This is a genomic window from Glycomyces sp. NPDC021274 (assembly GCF_040641195.1).
GTDB lineage: Bacteria > Actinomycetota > Actinomycetes > Mycobacteriales > Micromonosporaceae > Glycomyces.
Genome location: NZ_JBFADC010000017.1, coordinates 16867 through 31847 on the forward strand (window position 1 = coordinate 16867; position 14981 = coordinate 31847).

Annotated in this window: 10 protein-coding genes and 2 tRNA genes; 5 read left to right on the forward strand and 7 right to left on the reverse strand. The window is 70.1% G+C overall.

Features of this window, described 5'->3' with window-relative positions:
* Positions 1 to 46 precede the first annotated feature (46 nt).
* Together AB0I03_RS24655 and AB0I03_RS24660 are read right to left on the reverse strand one after the other, a co-directional pair.
* Complete coding sequence (locus AB0I03_RS24655; protein ID WP_360416722.1) at positions 47 to 556, reverse strand: SRPBCC domain-containing protein; 510 nt, start codon at positions 554 to 556, stop codon at positions 47 to 49.
* Complete coding sequence (locus AB0I03_RS24660) at positions 553 to 3129, reverse strand: Hsp70 family protein (protein WP_360416724.1); 2577 nt, start codon at positions 3127 to 3129, stop codon at positions 553 to 555. Before AB0I03_RS24660 ends, AB0I03_RS24655 begins: the two co-directional genes overlap by 4 nt.
* A 134-nt stretch (positions 3130 to 3263) precedes the next feature.
* On the opposite strand from AB0I03_RS24660, the gene AB0I03_RS24665 reads away from it, so the two are divergent.
* Entirely contained in the window at positions 3264 to 6341 is a 3078-nt protein-coding gene (locus AB0I03_RS24665; RefSeq protein ID WP_360416726.1) for a glycoside hydrolase family 3 C-terminal domain-containing protein, read from the forward strand.
* 56 nt (positions 6342 to 6397) lie between these two features.
* Here the strand turns inward: AB0I03_RS24665 and AB0I03_RS24670 are convergent, their stop codons facing one another.
* From AB0I03_RS24670 to AB0I03_RS24690, 5 genes are all read right to left on the reverse strand, one after another.
* The gene (locus AB0I03_RS24670) at positions 6398 to 7282 is read right to left on the reverse strand and encodes a hypothetical protein (protein ID WP_360416728.1); all 885 of its coding nucleotides are present in this window, start codon (positions 7280 to 7282) and stop codon (positions 6398 to 6400) included.
* Positions 7283 to 7380: 98 nt separating this feature from the next.
* Positions 7381 to 8259, reverse strand: a complete 879-nt coding sequence (locus AB0I03_RS24675; protein ID WP_360416730.1) for an NUDIX hydrolase — start codon at positions 8257 to 8259, stop codon at positions 7381 to 7383.
* A complete protein-coding gene (locus AB0I03_RS24680; protein ID WP_360416732.1) occupies positions 8259 to 10307 on the reverse strand; it encodes an RNA degradosome polyphosphate kinase in 2049 nt (682 codons plus the stop codon). The genes AB0I03_RS24675 and AB0I03_RS24680 overlap by 1 nt, the downstream gene beginning before the upstream one ends.
* Positions 10308 to 10585: 278 nt before the next feature.
* Positions 10586 to 10660 (reverse strand) — tRNA-Asp (locus AB0I03_RS24685).
* 90 nt (positions 10661 to 10750) lie between these two features.
* Positions 10751 to 10823 (reverse strand) — tRNA-Glu (locus AB0I03_RS24690).
* A gap of 217 nt (positions 10824 to 11040) precedes the next feature.
* On the opposite strand from AB0I03_RS24690, the gene pheA reads away from it, so the two are divergent.
* From pheA to AB0I03_RS24710, 4 genes are all read left to right on the forward strand, one after another.
* Entirely contained in the window at positions 11041 to 11955 is a 915-nt protein-coding gene (pheA, locus tag AB0I03_RS24695; RefSeq protein ID WP_360416734.1) for a prephenate dehydratase, read from the forward strand.
* 69 nt (positions 11956 to 12024) lie between these two features.
* Positions 12025 to 12648 carry a GPP34 family phosphoprotein gene (locus AB0I03_RS24700; RefSeq protein ID WP_360416736.1) on the forward strand — a complete coding sequence of 208 codons (624 nt, stop codon included), beginning with the start codon at positions 12025 to 12027 and terminating at the stop codon, positions 12646 to 12648.
* Positions 12649 to 12704: 56 nt separating this feature from the next.
* A complete protein-coding gene (locus AB0I03_RS24705; protein ID WP_360416738.1) occupies positions 12705 to 13436 on the forward strand; it encodes a helix-turn-helix domain-containing protein in 732 nt (243 codons plus the stop codon).
* A gap of 97 nt (positions 13437 to 13533) precedes the next feature.
* Positions 13534 to 14832 carry an MFS transporter gene (locus AB0I03_RS24710; protein ID WP_360416740.1) on the forward strand — a complete coding sequence of 433 codons (1299 nt, stop codon included), beginning with the start codon at positions 13534 to 13536 and terminating at the stop codon, positions 14830 to 14832.
* Positions 14833 to 14981 lie beyond the last annotated feature (149 nt).

The window sequence follows — 14981 nt, forward strand, 5'->3', positions numbered from 1 at the left end:
GAAGACATCGATCATGAACGGCGGTCCGCGTCAAGCGGGCCGCCGTTCAGGCGTCGAGCGCCTTGAGGCGCGCTTCGAGCGCGGTGTTCATCGCGTTGAAGCCCTGCTCGGTGTCGGCCAGGAGCGATTTCATGAGCGGCACGAGCACGCCGGTGAAGCGCTCGCCGTGGGTGAGGCGCGTGGTGCCGTCGGTCTGCGGTTCGAGCACGAAGTAGTGCTCGCCGTCGAAGAGCCCGCCGGGGCCGAGCTTGCCGAGCCAGCGGATCTGCCGGGCCGGCGAGACGCGCAGGACGCGCGGCCGGAACCGGTTGGCCTTGCCGTGCTGCTGCTGGAGGGTCACCTGGAGGCGGTCGTCCTCGGCGAGGACCCCGGAGATCTCGGTGATGAACGGGTTCCACTCGCCGTACGCCGGGAAGTCGGTCAGGACCGCCCACACCTGGTTCGCGCGCGCGTCGAGGTGCACCGTGGTCTCGATCCGGTGCTCCTGGCCCAGCGCCCACAGGCTGTACGCGGTGGCGGCGGCGATGATCGCGGCCGCGATGATGAAGAAGATCAATTCCCCAGACTCCAGAATCGGATGCTGCCCTGATCGTCGCCGGTGACCGCGAACTCGCGGTCGCCGTCGACGATGATGTTCTCCATCTTCGTGATCCCCCCGCTGCCCTCGTCGCCCAGTTGGAACTGTTCCTGCGTATCGAGATGCACGACCCATGCGGCCCTGCCCTGGTCGAGGTGCAGCAGCGACGGTCCGGACTCGGTCCACACGATCTCATTGTGGTAGAGGTCCCCGAGGTCGGCGTAGGAGACCGGGGCGAACGCGGAGCTGCGGGCCTCGATGTCCCAGAAGTGCAGGTTCCCGTGGTCGGAGTAGAGCATCGCGTAGGGCGAGCCGTCGTCGTAGACGATGCCGAGCGCTTCGACGAGCTCCCCGCTCTCGAGTTCCCCCTGGTCGTCGATCACCTCGAGCGTGGTGCCCGTGTTTGCATCGTCCATGTCGTCGGCGACGGCGTTGACGATCTCGAGCTGCCGGTCGGCGTCGACCGCGATGATCTCGCTCTCGCCGGTCGACGCGCCGACGAAGAAGTTCGGGAAGGCCAGGCCGTCCGGGAGTGCGCCGACCGGGTCGACGTACTGGCCCTCGATCCAGTAGACCTGGAACTCGTCCCGGGTCAGGAGCATGAGCACGGGCTGACCCGCCGCCAGGCCCACCCGCGGCCGCTCGACCTCCCGGGACAGGCCGATCTCCGGCGTGCCGAACGAAACGAAATCGCCGCTCGACGGCGTCCACATATAGGTCGCGTAGTCGTGGTCGAGCGCGACCACGGCGGGTTCGCCGTCGGAGGTGGCGGTCGTCCAGAGCGAGGCCACTCCGGTCGGGATGCTGAAGTCGGCGACGATGCCGCCCGTCTCCATCGACCATTGGCGGACGACGCCGTCCTCGCCTGCCGAGAACAGCATTTCGCCGCCATCGGTGCCGATGCTGGAGAGCGACGTGATCGCCCCTTCGTGCGCCCCGGAGAGCTCGGCCACCAGGTCACCGGTGGAGCCGGTCTCCCACGTGGGCTCGAACCAGGGCGCCAGGTCGCTGCCGCCCACGTCGTCGTAGAACGGCTCGTCGTCCCCGCCGCGGTTCGGGTTGAAGAACCAGACGAGGCCGGCGATGATGAGGACGTCGACCAGGATGAACGCGACGATCCCGCGTCGGCCGATCTTCTTGGCGCGCTGGCGCTCCTCCTCGGTGCGCGGCGGCTCGTCCTCGTCGTCGCCGTCGACCGACGCCGGCGGCGTGAACTGCGGGGAGCCCGTCTGCGGCGGCAGGTTGCGGTGGACCGGGCTCGGCTCCGGTCCCGAGGTGGCGGGTGCGGTCAGGTCCTCGGGCGGGGACGTCGTGTACTGCAGCGCGGGCTGGTACGCGGGCGCGGTCTGCGGCGGCGCCTGCATGGCAGGCGCGGTCTGCGGTGAGGGCGGCGCGAGGTTCGCGGCGGCGGGAGTGAACGGGACGGGCCTGTAATCCTGCTGCGCGGGCCGCGTGAGCGGGAACGTGGTCGAGTGCCGGTCGGCCTGCGTCCACAGGACGCTGCCCTCGGCGACGACGACCTCGGGCTGGTCGAGCACCGTCGGAGCCAGGCCGAGCGAGCGGTGGAGCATGGTGCCCACCAAGGGCATCCGGCTCGCCCCGCCCACGAGGAACACGCCCGCGCTGGCCGCCACGTCGAGCCCGGCGGCGCGGATGACGGCCTGGGTGACGCGGATGGTCTGCTCGAGGTGCGGGTGGGCGATCTGCTCGAGCTCGGTGCGGGTCAGGTGCGCCTCGACGTCGAGCAGCGGGATCGCGATGTCCGACTGCTGGTGGCGCGAGAGGCGCTCCTTGGCGCCGCGCACCTCCTCCTGGAACTCCCGGAAGTGCCGCCGTTCCTCCACAGTGGTGGGGTTGACGAGGCGCTTCCAGCCGTCGCGGTCGCCGTAGGTCGTGCCGAGGTGCTCGATGAGCGCCGCGTCGATGTCCAGGCCGCCCAAGTCGTTCCGGCCGTCCAGGGCGACGGTCTCGAAACCGTGCTCGGTGCGGCGCACCACGCTCGCGTCGAAGGTGCCCGCGCCGAGGTCGTAGACCACAATGGAGGCACCGACGGCCATGCGGTGCTTGAGGGCCTCCGCGTAGTAGGTCGCGGCGGCGACCGGCTCGGGCACGAGCCGCACCTGGCCGAGGCCGGCGCGGGCGGCGGCGTCCTCGATCACCTGGCGGCGGGCCGGTCCCCACTCGGCGGGCACGGTGAGCGTGACCTCCGAGGGCTGGCCCACCACGCGGCGGCACTCGGCGGCGACGGCGTCCAGGACCGCCGCGACGAGCGCAGCGATCGGGTACTCGCGCGCGCCCAGCAGGGTCGAGGGGCGGTCGATGAGGCGCTTGGGGTTGGGCTCGAACCGCTCGGGGTGGCGGCGGCCCGCGTGGACGGCGTCGCGGCCCACGAGGATGCCGCCGTCGGCGTCGGCGCACACCGCCGAGGGCATCAGCGGCGCGCCGTCGAACAGCAGGGGCCGGAGGCTCCCGTCGGCGCGGCGGACGACCGCAATGGTGTGCGAGGTGCCGAAATCGACGCCGAGCGAAGTTCCTTGGGGGCCGGGGCTCATGAGAGGAATCGTAACGAACGGGAGCGTGGGCGATCGGCCAGCAAGGTTTCGGGCACGGAACGGGATACCGACTTGAATTTGTCTGGTCGTCCGTCGTAATGTCGTGGGTACCGACTCCGACCGATAGGACGAGCATGACCGCTCCCGTGTACCTCGACCCGACCAGGCCTGTCGCCGAACGCGTGGAGGCGATCCTCGCCCTCATGACGGACGAGCAGAAGCTCGCGTGCCTCAACGGCGTGCCCGAGACCGTCCTCGCCGACGGCTACACCCTCCCGGCCCACCGCAACGAGTTCAACGAGGTCCTGCACTCCTCCGGCAAGAAGCCCGACGCGACGTTCTTCCCGCAGGCCATCGGCCTCGGCGCGACCTGGGACACCGAGCTCATGGAGGCCGTCGGCGCGGCCGTCGCCCACGAGGTGCGCGCCCGCGACACCGACGTGCACGCCTCGTTCGGGCCCGTGGCCGACATCCGCTCCAACCCGCTCGCCGGGCGCTTCGAAGAGGGCTTCGGCGAGGACCCGCTCCACGTCGGCGCGATGACCACCGCGTACGCGTGGGGCCTGCGCGGGCGCCACCCCGAGTACGTCAAGACCTTCCCGCAGATGAAGCACTTCCTCGGCTACAGCCACGAGTGGCACCGCGCGCAGGGCTCCTCGTCGATGAGCGTGCGGGCCCTCCACGAGTACCAGGTCGTGCCGTACCGGATGCCCGTCGAAGCGGGCGCGGTGATGGGCGCGATGACCGCGTACAACAACGTCAACGGCGTGCCCTCGATCGTCTCGCCGCTCCTGGAGACCCTGCGCTCCGAATGGACCGGGGACGGCGTGTTCTTCTTCCTGCCCGACGGCTGGGACGGCGTCAACCTGCACACCACCAAGGGCGAGCCGTGGGACACCTGGCAGGTCGACCCGCGCGGCGACGTGCCCTACCCGCAGGGCCTCGCCGCCGAAGCGGGCCACGCGATCGAGGGCATCGACGAGATCGGCGTCTACGCCTCGGCGCTCATGCTCCACGCCGGCGTCTCCCACTTCCACGACGGCTCCGAACTGCCGTTCGTGCCCAACGCGGGCGAGGCCGTGCGCCGCGGGCTCCTCGGCGTCACGATGTCCCATGTGGAGCGATCGGTCCGAGACTGGCTCCACTTCCTCGTCCGCACCGGCAAACTCGACGGCGATGCCTGCGAGTACAACCTGATCCCGGCCGACCCGCACCCGCAGGACCGGCCCGAGCACATCGCGCTGGCCCACCGCGCGGCCCAGGAGCAGCTGGTGCTCCTCAAGAACACCGATGCGGCCCTGCCGCTTCCGGAGACCGCGAGCATCGCCGTCGTCGGCCCGCTCGCCGACCTCAACCTCCGCGACTTCTACAGCCCCACCGTCCCCGCCGAGCGCCGCCCCAGCCCGCTCCAGGCCCTGCGCGAGCGGTTCGGTCAGGTGACCCACCACAGCGGCAACGACACCGTCGCGTGGCAGGCAGGCGGCCGGTACGTCAACGTCCACGAGAACGGGGCGCTCGTCGCCCGCGCCGAGGGCCTCGGCGACACCGAGACCTTCGAGGTCTGGGACTGGGCGCACGAGCAGCACATGTTCCGACACCACGCCACCGGCAAGTTCGTCCAGGCGAACCTCCTGCAGCAGAACGACGGCCCCGCCTCGTTCGAGAACCAGGCCGGCGCCTCCGGCGGCGACGGGCCGCTGCTCCTCGCCCTCGAGACCGAGATGGAGGACGGCGACGCCTGGTTCACCCACCAGAACCTGCACTACGTCCGCACCGGCGAAGGCGCCGTCGAGCTGTTCGGCGTCAACCATGTTCCCGCCGAAGCAGACGGCCCGTTCCATGTGCGCCTCGCCGAGGACGGCTCGCTCCCGCTGGCCAAGGGCCCGGCCGAGCCGATCCTCACCGAAACACTGGTCGAGAACGGCCCCGAAGCCGCCGCAGCCGTTGCGGCCGAAGCGGACTGGGCCGTCGTGTTCGTCGGCAACCACCCGATGGTCAACGCCCGCGAATGCTTCGACCGCCCCGGCCTCGACCTCGCCCCGCGCCAGGCCGACCTCGTCCGCGAGGTCGCCGCGGCCAAGCCCGGCCGCACTGTCGTCGTCGTGGTCTCGGCCTACCCGTTGGCGATCGGCGACATCGCCGCCGACCCCAACGTGGCCGCGATCCTCTACACCTCCCACGCCGGCCAGGCCGTCGGCGCCGCCCTGGCCGAGGCCCTGGCAGGCGACTACTCGCCGGCCGGGCGGCTCACCTCGACCTGGCTGCCGGACACGTCCTCACTCCCGAAGGCGGGCCCGCGCGCCGAGGCGTACCGGGTCAGCGACGTCGACATGCTCGAATACGACGTGATCGCGGCGGAGCTGACCTACCGCTACTCCAAGGCCGAAGCGGTCTACGGGTTCGGACACGGCCTGAGCTACACCGACTTCGAGTACGGCGACCTCCAGGTTCCCTCCACTGCGGACGCGGCGGAGCGGTTCACCGCCACTGTGGACGTCACCAACGCGGGCGAGCGGACCTCCGACGAGGTCGTGCTCCTCTTCGCGAAGATCGCGGCCTCGGCGTACGGCGACCGGGCCCCGCAGCGGCAGCTCGCGGGCTTCACCCGCGCCCGCGACATCGCGCCCGGCGAGACCCGCCGGGTCGAAATCGAGGTCGACCCGCAGACCCTGTTCGTGTGGGACGTGGTGCGCGGCAAGCGGATCGTGGAGTCCGGCGACTACCAGTTCACGATCGGCGACGACGGCCCGCAGGCTCAGGTCGCCATCGCGGGCGAGACCATCGCCGCGCTCGACCTCTCCGAGACGGCCAACGTCTGGGAGAAGGCCACGATCGCCGAAGGCCTCACGTACTGGGAGGTCTCCAAGCTCCACACCCTCAAGCGCGAGGGCGGCTACCACTCGACCGGCTCGCGCCGGGCCGGCAGCCACGTGGGCTTCACAAGAGCGATGCTCAGCGGCGCCACCGGCATTGAGCTGCGCACCGCCACCACCACGGCGGACTGGGCCGACCTCGCCGACCCCGTGATCGAGGTCCGCGCCGCCGCCCCCGACGGCCCCCTCCTGGCCGAGGTCGAGGTCCCGAAGACGGCCGGATTCCAGTCCTTCACGGAGGTCACCGCGCCGCTCACGAACGCCGAAGGCACACAGGACCTCTACCTGGTCTTCCGCTCAGGAGGCATCTACATCGACACGATCCGCCTGACCCGCTAGGCAGAGCGAAGGGGGTGCCGGGCCTGTTGGCCCGGCGCCCCCTTCAAGCTTTGCGACTACTCCTCGAACAGGCCCGCGGCGGAACCGGAAGCGATGAACTTCGTGATCCAGGCTTCGAGCTCCTGTCGGTCGGTCGAGGCCTCGATGCGCTGGCGCTGCTCGGCCGTGATGCCCGTCTGGGTGGCTTCGAGCATGCTGACGAGGATGCGGCGGGTCTGTAGCAGAGCACCTTCCTCGCGGCCTGCCTCGCGGCCTTCAAAGCGCAGCCGGTCGCTGTACTCGGAGTGGTAAGGGCGGGTCTTCGTGCGCATGAGGTCCTCCAGCATCTGGGCGGGCTCGTCTTCCAAGATCGTGAGCAGTTGCATGATGTAGTCGGCGGCTCGCCCTGGTTCGATGGTACCGAGGCGGCGGTCGAGTGTCGAGATGAACAGTTCGGCCTTGCGTCCTTTCGGAGGCTTGCTGATGATGGCGGTCACCACTGCAGCAGCCGCCGTTGGCAGCCCCGAGGTGCTGACCATCTGGGGGAAGTACGCGGGGCCGAGCGCGCGGACCTTGATGTTGTTCTCCGGCCCGAGCTGGATGCCGTCCCAGAATCTGCTGGCCAGGGTGTCGGTCGAGCAGATGATCACCAGCTCGACCGGTAGCTGGTAATCCTCGAACGCGCGGGCCATGTAGCCCGGTAGCCGGTAGTACTTCTCGTTCTTCCATTCGTTCTGGACTTCGATGATGATGATCCGGTCGTCCTCTTTCTTGAACGACAATTTCACTACGGCGTCGGCACGGCGCTCGGTTCTTCCGGGCGACCCGAATGAGGTCGACCGGGTTTCGGCAGCCGTGCAGCGCTCGAATTGCTGACAGCCGACGGTATCCAGAAGCCAGGCCGCGGTGAGGGGTTCATCCTCAATGGCCTTAATGATGAGTTCGTGTGCATCTCCCGGCATCGGGGGGATTCCCTTCGTTTCGTGGTACTCCCGTGAAACGAGTGCGCTACCCCCGGAGACGCGCCTGTGTCGGAAAACCGACAGATTGTTCGAGTAACTCAGTTGTGGTGCTCGGTTGCCACCAGCTGGCCGTCGGCGGTATGGAAGACCACGAACGCGCCCTTCTCCAAGGGGTCCAACAGGGTCGGCGAGCCCAGGCGGCCGCTCACGTAGGTGATCATCTCGTCGATGTGCTCGCCGTGGCCGCAGACGACCGCGGGCTTCCCCGCGGCGATGATCTCGTCCAGGCGGGCGGCCACCTCGGCGGGTTTGCTCGTGCCCAACGTGAACTCGGGCAGGCCCGTCACCGGGACGGCCTCCGCGGCGCAGTACGGCAGCAGCGTCTCCAGGCACCGGGCGCTCGTGGAGCTGTAGGCGGCGCCCGTGGGGTACGCGGCCAGGAGCACTTCCAGCTGCTGAGCGCGTTCGCGGCCCCGCTGGTTCAAGGGCCGCAGCTCGTCCTGGTCGAACCAGTCCGCTTTGGACATCGCGATGGCGTGCCGCACGAACACGAGCGGCACGGTCTCGCGGGCGGCGAGGCGCGTGAAGTCCTCCAGCACCGGCTGGTCGCGCTCATAGGTGAGCCTGTCGGACACCTCCGCGAGCGGGACCCAGGCGAGGTCGTCGACCTCGCGCGGGTCCACCGCCTCGTCGACGGCGTCGCCCGCCGCCGGTGTGGCGCACCAGTAGTCGACGCGCTTGAGCTTGCCCTCCTTGTCGTAGAAGGAGGGCGCGAGCGGGCGGCCGAGCACCGGCCGGAGGCCCGTCTCCTCGAAGACCTCCCGCTGCGCGGCCGCGAGCAGGTGCTCGCCGCGCTTCAGCTTGCCCTTCGGGAAGGTCCAGTCGCCGTACTTGGGCCGGTGGATGAGGGCCAGCTCGGGCCCCGCTTCGCCCTGGCGCCACAGGACGGCGCCGGCGGCGAAGATCTCGGGTTGCATCAACGGTGCTCCTGCATGAGTTGTTCCTGGAGGTCGCCCCCGCTGCGCTGGCGGGTCCACAGCCCCAGCGGGCCGAGCCTCCAGGTCCGGATGTCGGCGTCCATACCGCGGTCGAGCAGCGAGGTCAGCTGCGCGCGGTGGGCGTCTCCCTCGACCCGGATGAGCACCTCGACGCGGCGGTCGAGATTGCGGTGCATGAGGTCCGCGCTGCCCAACCATACTTCCGGGTCGCCGCCGTTCTCGAACACGTACACCCGGGAGTGTTCCAGGAAGCGCCCCAGGACGCTCCGGACCCGGATGGTCTCCGAGAGGCCGGGCACGCCGGGCCGCAGCGCGCAGATGCCGCGGATGTACAGGTCGACGGGGACGCCGGCGCGCGAGGCCCGGTACAGGGCGTCGATGATGCCCTCGTCGGTGAGCGAGTTGCACTTGAACCGCAGCCGCGCGGGCAGGCCCTTGCGGTGGTTCTCGATCTCGCGGTCGATCCGCTCGATCAGGCCGGGCCGCAGCGAGTGCGGGGCGACGAGCAGCCGGTGGAAGTCCTCGTCGCGCGAGAAGCCCGTGAGGTGGTTGAAGACCGCGTTCACGTCCTCGCCGACCTCGGGGTCGGTGGTGAGGATGCCGACGTCCTCGTAGAGCCGGGCCGTGGTCGGGTGGTAGTTCCCGGTGCCGACGTGGCTGTAGCGCAGGAGGGTCCCGTCGGCCTCCTGCCGCACGACCAGCGCGAGCTTGCAGTGCGTCTTGAGGCCCACTATGCCGTACATGACGTGGCAGCCGGCCTGCTCGAGCTTCTGCGCCCAGTCGATGTTGGCCTGCTCGTCGAAGCGGGCCTTGATCTCCACGACGACGACGACCTGCTTGCCGGCGTCGGCGGCGCTGATGAGCGCGTCGACGATGGGGGACTTGCCGCTGGTGCGGTACAGGGTCTGCTTGATCGCCAGGACCTTCGGGTCCGCGGCGGCCTCCTCGATGAGCCGCTCGACCGAGGTGGTGAACGAGTCGTAGGGGTGGTGGACGAGCACGTCCCGGTCGCGCATGACGGCGAACAGGTCGGCGTCCGGCGGCAGCACCTTCTCCGAGGGCCGGAACCGCGGGTACTTGAGCTCGGTCCGGTCGAGGTCGGCGATCGCGTCGAGCCCGGCGAGGTCGAGCGGGCCCGGCAGCTTGTAGACGACCTGCTCGTCGACCCCGAGCTCGGCGATGAGCCGGTCGAGGACCTTCTCGTCGATGGTGTCCTCCACTTCGAGGCGCACGACGGGCCCGAAGCGGCGGCGCAGGAGCTCGCGCTCGAGGGTCTGGAGGAGGTTCTCGGTGATGTCCTCGTCGATCTCGAGGTCCTGGTTGCGGGTGACGCGGAACGTGTGGTGCCCGAGCACGTCCATGCCGGGGAACAGCTGCGCGAGGTGCGCGGCGATGACGTCCTCGAGCGGCGTGAACCGGCCGGGCGCGACGGCCATGAACCGCGAGAGCAGCGGCGGGACCTTGACGCGCGCGAAGCGGGTGGTGCCGTTGCGGGGGTCGTGCACCTGGACGGCGAGGTTGAGGGACTTCCCGGAGATGTACGGGAAGGGGTGGGCGGGGTCGACGACGAGCGGGGTGAGCACCGGGTAGATGCGGGTGCGGAACAGCTCGTGCATGCGGGCCTGCTCGGTGTCCTCGAGGTCGGCCCAGCGCACGATCGCGATGTCCTCCTTGGCCAGGAGCGGCGCGATCTCGTCGCGGAAGTACTCGGCGTGCTCGATGCTCAGCTGGTGGGCGAGGCCGGCGATGCGGGTGAGGACGGCGTGGGGCGAGCGGCCCGAGGAGGTGCGCACGGGCAGGCCGGTGGCGAGGCGGCGGATGAGTCCGGAGACGCGGACCATGAAGAACTCGTCGAGGTTGTTGGAGAAGATCGAGAGGAACCTGACCCGTTCGAGCAGGGGCAGTTCAGGGGACTGGGCCAGTCGCAGCACCCGGCCGTTGAACCGCAGCCAGCTCTCCTCCCGGTCGAGATACCGGTCGGGCGGCAAACCGGTGTCAACGAGGGGAACAGGGTCACTATTCGTCATACATCACAAGGTTAACGAAGAAAATGAACCTACGGTGAACGCGCTCTGAAATCCGCTCACGATCAGAGGATCACTTCGCGCCTCCGCACGAACCGAAGCCCAGACAGGCCTGGGCGAGCAGGACCGGCCGACCGCCTTCCGTCCCAAGTGTCCACCAGGTGGCCGAGCGCCCGCGGCGCCGCGCCGATCGCCCCCATCAGACCTGCGCGCGCATGCGGCCACCGCGTTTACAGGGCAACGAAAAAGCCCGCCGACGAATCGGCGGGCTTTCCTCACTGCGGTCCCGACGGGATTTGAACCCGCGACCTCCACCTTGACAGGGTGGCGAGCACTCCTAGCTGCTCTACGGGACCTTGGTCGAACACTTTCGTGTCCTACAAGGTCGCAAGACCTCTTTATTTATACCAGGCGCGTTCCGTGTGACCGGTGTCGCGTCTGGGCCGTACCCCCAACGGGATTCGAACCCGTGTTACCGCCTTGAAAGGGCGGCGTCCTAGGCCCCTAGACGATGGGGGCGCTCAGTGATCCTGGCACACGACTGCAAGAGTCGCATTCCGATTTCTCCGGGCTTACCACCGCGGAATTCCGCTTGGGCTCGACAAGCATACGGGACAGCGGCAAGTCCGTCCACGGCGGGTCGCCGATGAGATCGCCGTCTCATCGCCTTCGGGACGCGCCGGAGCAGAAGCGCAGCTCGCGGCCCCTGCCCGGGCCGTCTTGCTAGCGTTGGCCCATGGAGTTCGCCTATCTGGGGCCGCGCGGGACCTTCACCGAGGCCGCGCTCCGCCGACTGCCCGCCGCCAAGACCGCCACCGCCACACCGATGTCCTCGATCTTCGAGATCCTCGACGCCGTGCGCCGCGGCGAGGTCGACGCGGGCTTCGTGCCGATCGAGAACTCCCAGGAGGGCACGGTCACCGTCACCGTGGACGAACTCGTAGGCGGCGACCCGCTCGTCATCGTCGGCGAAGTCGTCCTCCCGGTCACCTTCGTGCTCGCCTCCGCGAAGCCCGTCGGCGAGATCACCACCGTCGCCTCCATGCCCGTCGCCCTCGCCCAGGTCCGCAAGTACCTGCGCCGCGAACTGCCGAACGCCGTCGTCCACCAGGCCCTCTCGACCGCCCAGGCCGCCCAGCGCGCCGCCGACGGCGAGTTCGACGCCGCCGTGTGCCCGCCGTTCGCCGCCGAAGCCGTCGGACTCCCCGTGCAGGCCTTCGACATCGGCGACAACCCGAACGCCGCGACCCGCTTCGTCCACGTCGTGCGCCCCACCGCGCCGCCCGAGCCGAGCGGGAACGACATCACCTCCCTGGTCGTCTACATCGACTACGACCGGGTCGGCGCGCTCCTCGGCGTGCTCACCGAGTTCGCCATCCGCGGCATCAACCTCACCCGCATCGAGTCCCGCCCCACCGGCGAGGGCCTGGGCCGGTACGCGTTCTTCCTCGACTGCACCGGCCACCTCGCCGACGCCCGCATGGGCGAGGCGCTCATGGGCCTGCGCCGCATCTGCGCCGACGTCCGCTACCTCGGCTCCTACCCGCGGGACCACGCCGACAAGCCCGTCCCGCCGCCCGCCGGCCTGAGCGACGCCGACTTCGCCGACGCCGCCGCCTGGCTCGACCGCCTCCGCGCCGGGGGCGCATGAGTCGTGCCGCAGGCGCGACGACCGGCCTACGCCGTCGCGACGCGAGCGCACCGCGCCTACCCTGAAAGCATGTCGACACTGCTCGAAGAGCTGGCGCTGCTCTCGCACGAAGGCGCGAACGGCCGGTCCGGCTCGTATCTCGACCTCGGCCTCGGCGGCGCGGTCCTCTACGAGCTCGCGCTCGCCGGACGCATCGACTTGGACGGCAAGAAGGTCCGCGTCCTCGACCCGACCCCAACGGGCGACGCGGTCATCGACTCCCGCCTCGCCGCCATCGCCGCCGACAAGCCCCGCGCGCCCCACAGCGTGATCGAGCGGGCCGCCAAGGGCCTCCTTCCCGCGGTGCGTGACGGGCTCGTCGCCGCTGGGGCGCTGCGCCACGAACGCGGCAAGGCCCTCGGCATCTTCACCGTCAACCGGTACTTCCCGCGCGACCGAGGGACGACGGCCGACGCCCGCACCCGGCTCGCCTCCGCCGCTCGCACCGGCCGCGCCTTCGACGAACGCACGCAGGCGCTCCTGTCGCTTGTAGCCGCGATCCGGCTCGAGAAGACGATCTTCCCCGACCGCCAGACCCGGCCGTCCCGCAAGGAGCTCAAAGCCTTCGCCGAAGCCCACTGGGCGGGCGCGGCCACGCGCAAGGCGGTCGGCAACCGCGACGGTGCGAACGCCGCCGCGACCTCCGGCGGCTGAGACCTTCCCGAGCGGTCGTCGCCGCGGCCTGCGCCCGGCCGTGGTTAGCTTGAGCCATGTCTGAAACATCTGCTTCGCGTCCCGATGATGCGACGCCGGGGCACGAGGTGTCGGTCCCGCCCGCGCCGCCGGTACCCCCGGACCCGCCGGTGCCGCCCGTCCCGCCTGCGCCTCCGGCCGAGCGGCGGCCGAGGGGCAAGGGCCAGTACGTGAAGATCACCGACCCGGAGCGCATGAAGGCGCTGGCGCACCCGGCGCGGATGGCCGTGTTCGACTTCCTCGCCGGCCGCAAAGTGGAGGGCTTCGACGGCGCCACGGCCACCGAGATCGCCGAGGTCGCGGGCATGACGCCCAGCGCCATGAGCTACCACCTGCGCACGCTCGCCAAAGCCGGGTTCATCGAAGAGGCGCCGAGCCGCGGCGACGCGCGCGAACGCGTGTGGCGCATGAAGATCCACAGCTTCTCGATCGCCGCGGAACCCGATGCGCCCGAGAGCCATCAGGTCATCGAGCGCACCATGGGCGAGGTGTTCAGGGAGCAGCAGGAGCGGAACTTCTCGCGCTGGCTGGACCGCCGGGCGGACTTCCCCGAGCTGCGGGAGGTCGGGCTGACCCAGCAGGGGCATGTGCGCCTCACCACCGAGGAGGCGTCGGAGTTCGTGCGGCGCTACATGGAGCTCGAGCAGGAGTACGTGGACCTCTCGAACAAGCGCAGCGACCAGGGTGTCGACCCTGATGACGGCACGGTGGTTTGGAACGTGCTCCTGCGGTTCTTCCCCAAGGTCTGAGCGGTCGCCGGTTCGTCCGTCGGTGATCTGAAAGAAAAACTTCAGAAACTCTGAAAAACCTCTTTCGCATTCAGATGTGAAGGAGTATTTTCGAAATATGTCTTTCACATCCTTCCTGGACGGGACCCGCTGGTCCGACGTCTACACCGCCGCGACCTGCGCGTTCCTCGCCGGAACCGCGATGTTCACCGCCGACTTCGCCCTCACCCTCCACCTCCAGACGCAGGGCTACGGCGGCTTCGCCATCGCCGCGCTCATCATCTGCGCGACCCTGCCCCTGGTCCTCCTCGCGCCGTTCACCGGGCGCATGGCCGACCGCTTCGACAGCCGCGCGCTCATGGCCGTCTCCGGCCTCGTCCAGACCGCGGCGATCGTCGCGATGGCGTTCACCGACAACCTGTACGGCCTCTACGGCCTGGTCATCGTGAACGCCGCCGGGACGGCCGTCCTGCAACCGGTCGTGAGCGCGCTCGTCCCGTCCATGGCGAGCCGCGAGGACCTGCCGCGAGCGGTCGCCCTGGTCCAGACCGGCACGCTCGTCGGCCTCGCGGCCGGACCCGCCGTCGCCGGGTTCCTCATCGGCGCCAGCGGCATCGGTGCGGCCCTGGCCCTCGCGGCGGCCTGCGCGATGGCGCGCGTGCTGCTGTGCTGCGACATCCGCACGCGGCGAGGCGGGGTGCGCCGCCCTGCCGAAGTGCACCGGGCGACCGCCGGCGCGGGCTGGCGCCTGGGCGGCGACCGGCTCCTCACGGTGGTCGTCATCGCCTTCAGCGCGGTGATCGCGGCGCTGTGCGCGGTGAACGTGCTCAGCGTGTTCCTGGTGCGCGAGGTCTACGACGCGAGCGAGAGCATGTACGGGCTCATCAAGGCCTGCTGGACCGCGGGGATGGTCGTCGGCGCGTGGATCGCGGCCGCGGTCATCCGCCGCCTCGACCGGGACGTGCAGCTGGCGTGGATGGTCATGGCGTGCCTGGCAGGGGTCGGCCTGGTGTGCTTCGGGCAGGGGATGCCGCTGTTCACGGTGCTGCTCATGGTGCCGCTCAACCTCCTCGGCGGGATCTTCAACGCGGGGGAGAACTCGGCGCTGGGCATCGCGGTGGCGCGCAGGGTGCCCGAGGCGTTCCTGGGCCGCGCGAACGCCGCGGTCCACGGCCGCTTGAGCGCCGCTCAGCTCATCGGGTTCCTGCTCGGCGGGGCGATGTCGGTGGTGATGGATGTGCAGGCCGCTTTCGCGGCGGTCGGACTCGTGTCGATCGCGATCGTGCTCGCCTGCCTGCCGGCCATCCGCCGCGCGGCCCGCGACGACGAGGCCGGTACGCCGCCGGCTCCGGCGGCCAAGCGCGAACTCGCGGTGGCGGCGGCCTTAACGCCGATCGTTTCGCGGCCGCTGGTGTGAAAGCCGCTTAAAGGGTGGGTGGGTGGGTGGGTGGGTGGGGACTGCCATCCCGAACCCCCACCCACCCAGGGGAGATGAAGGTAGGCCGATCCTCCCTCGCGGGTCCGACAAAACCGCGGGCCCGCGGCGATGTTGTCGCCCGATCGAGT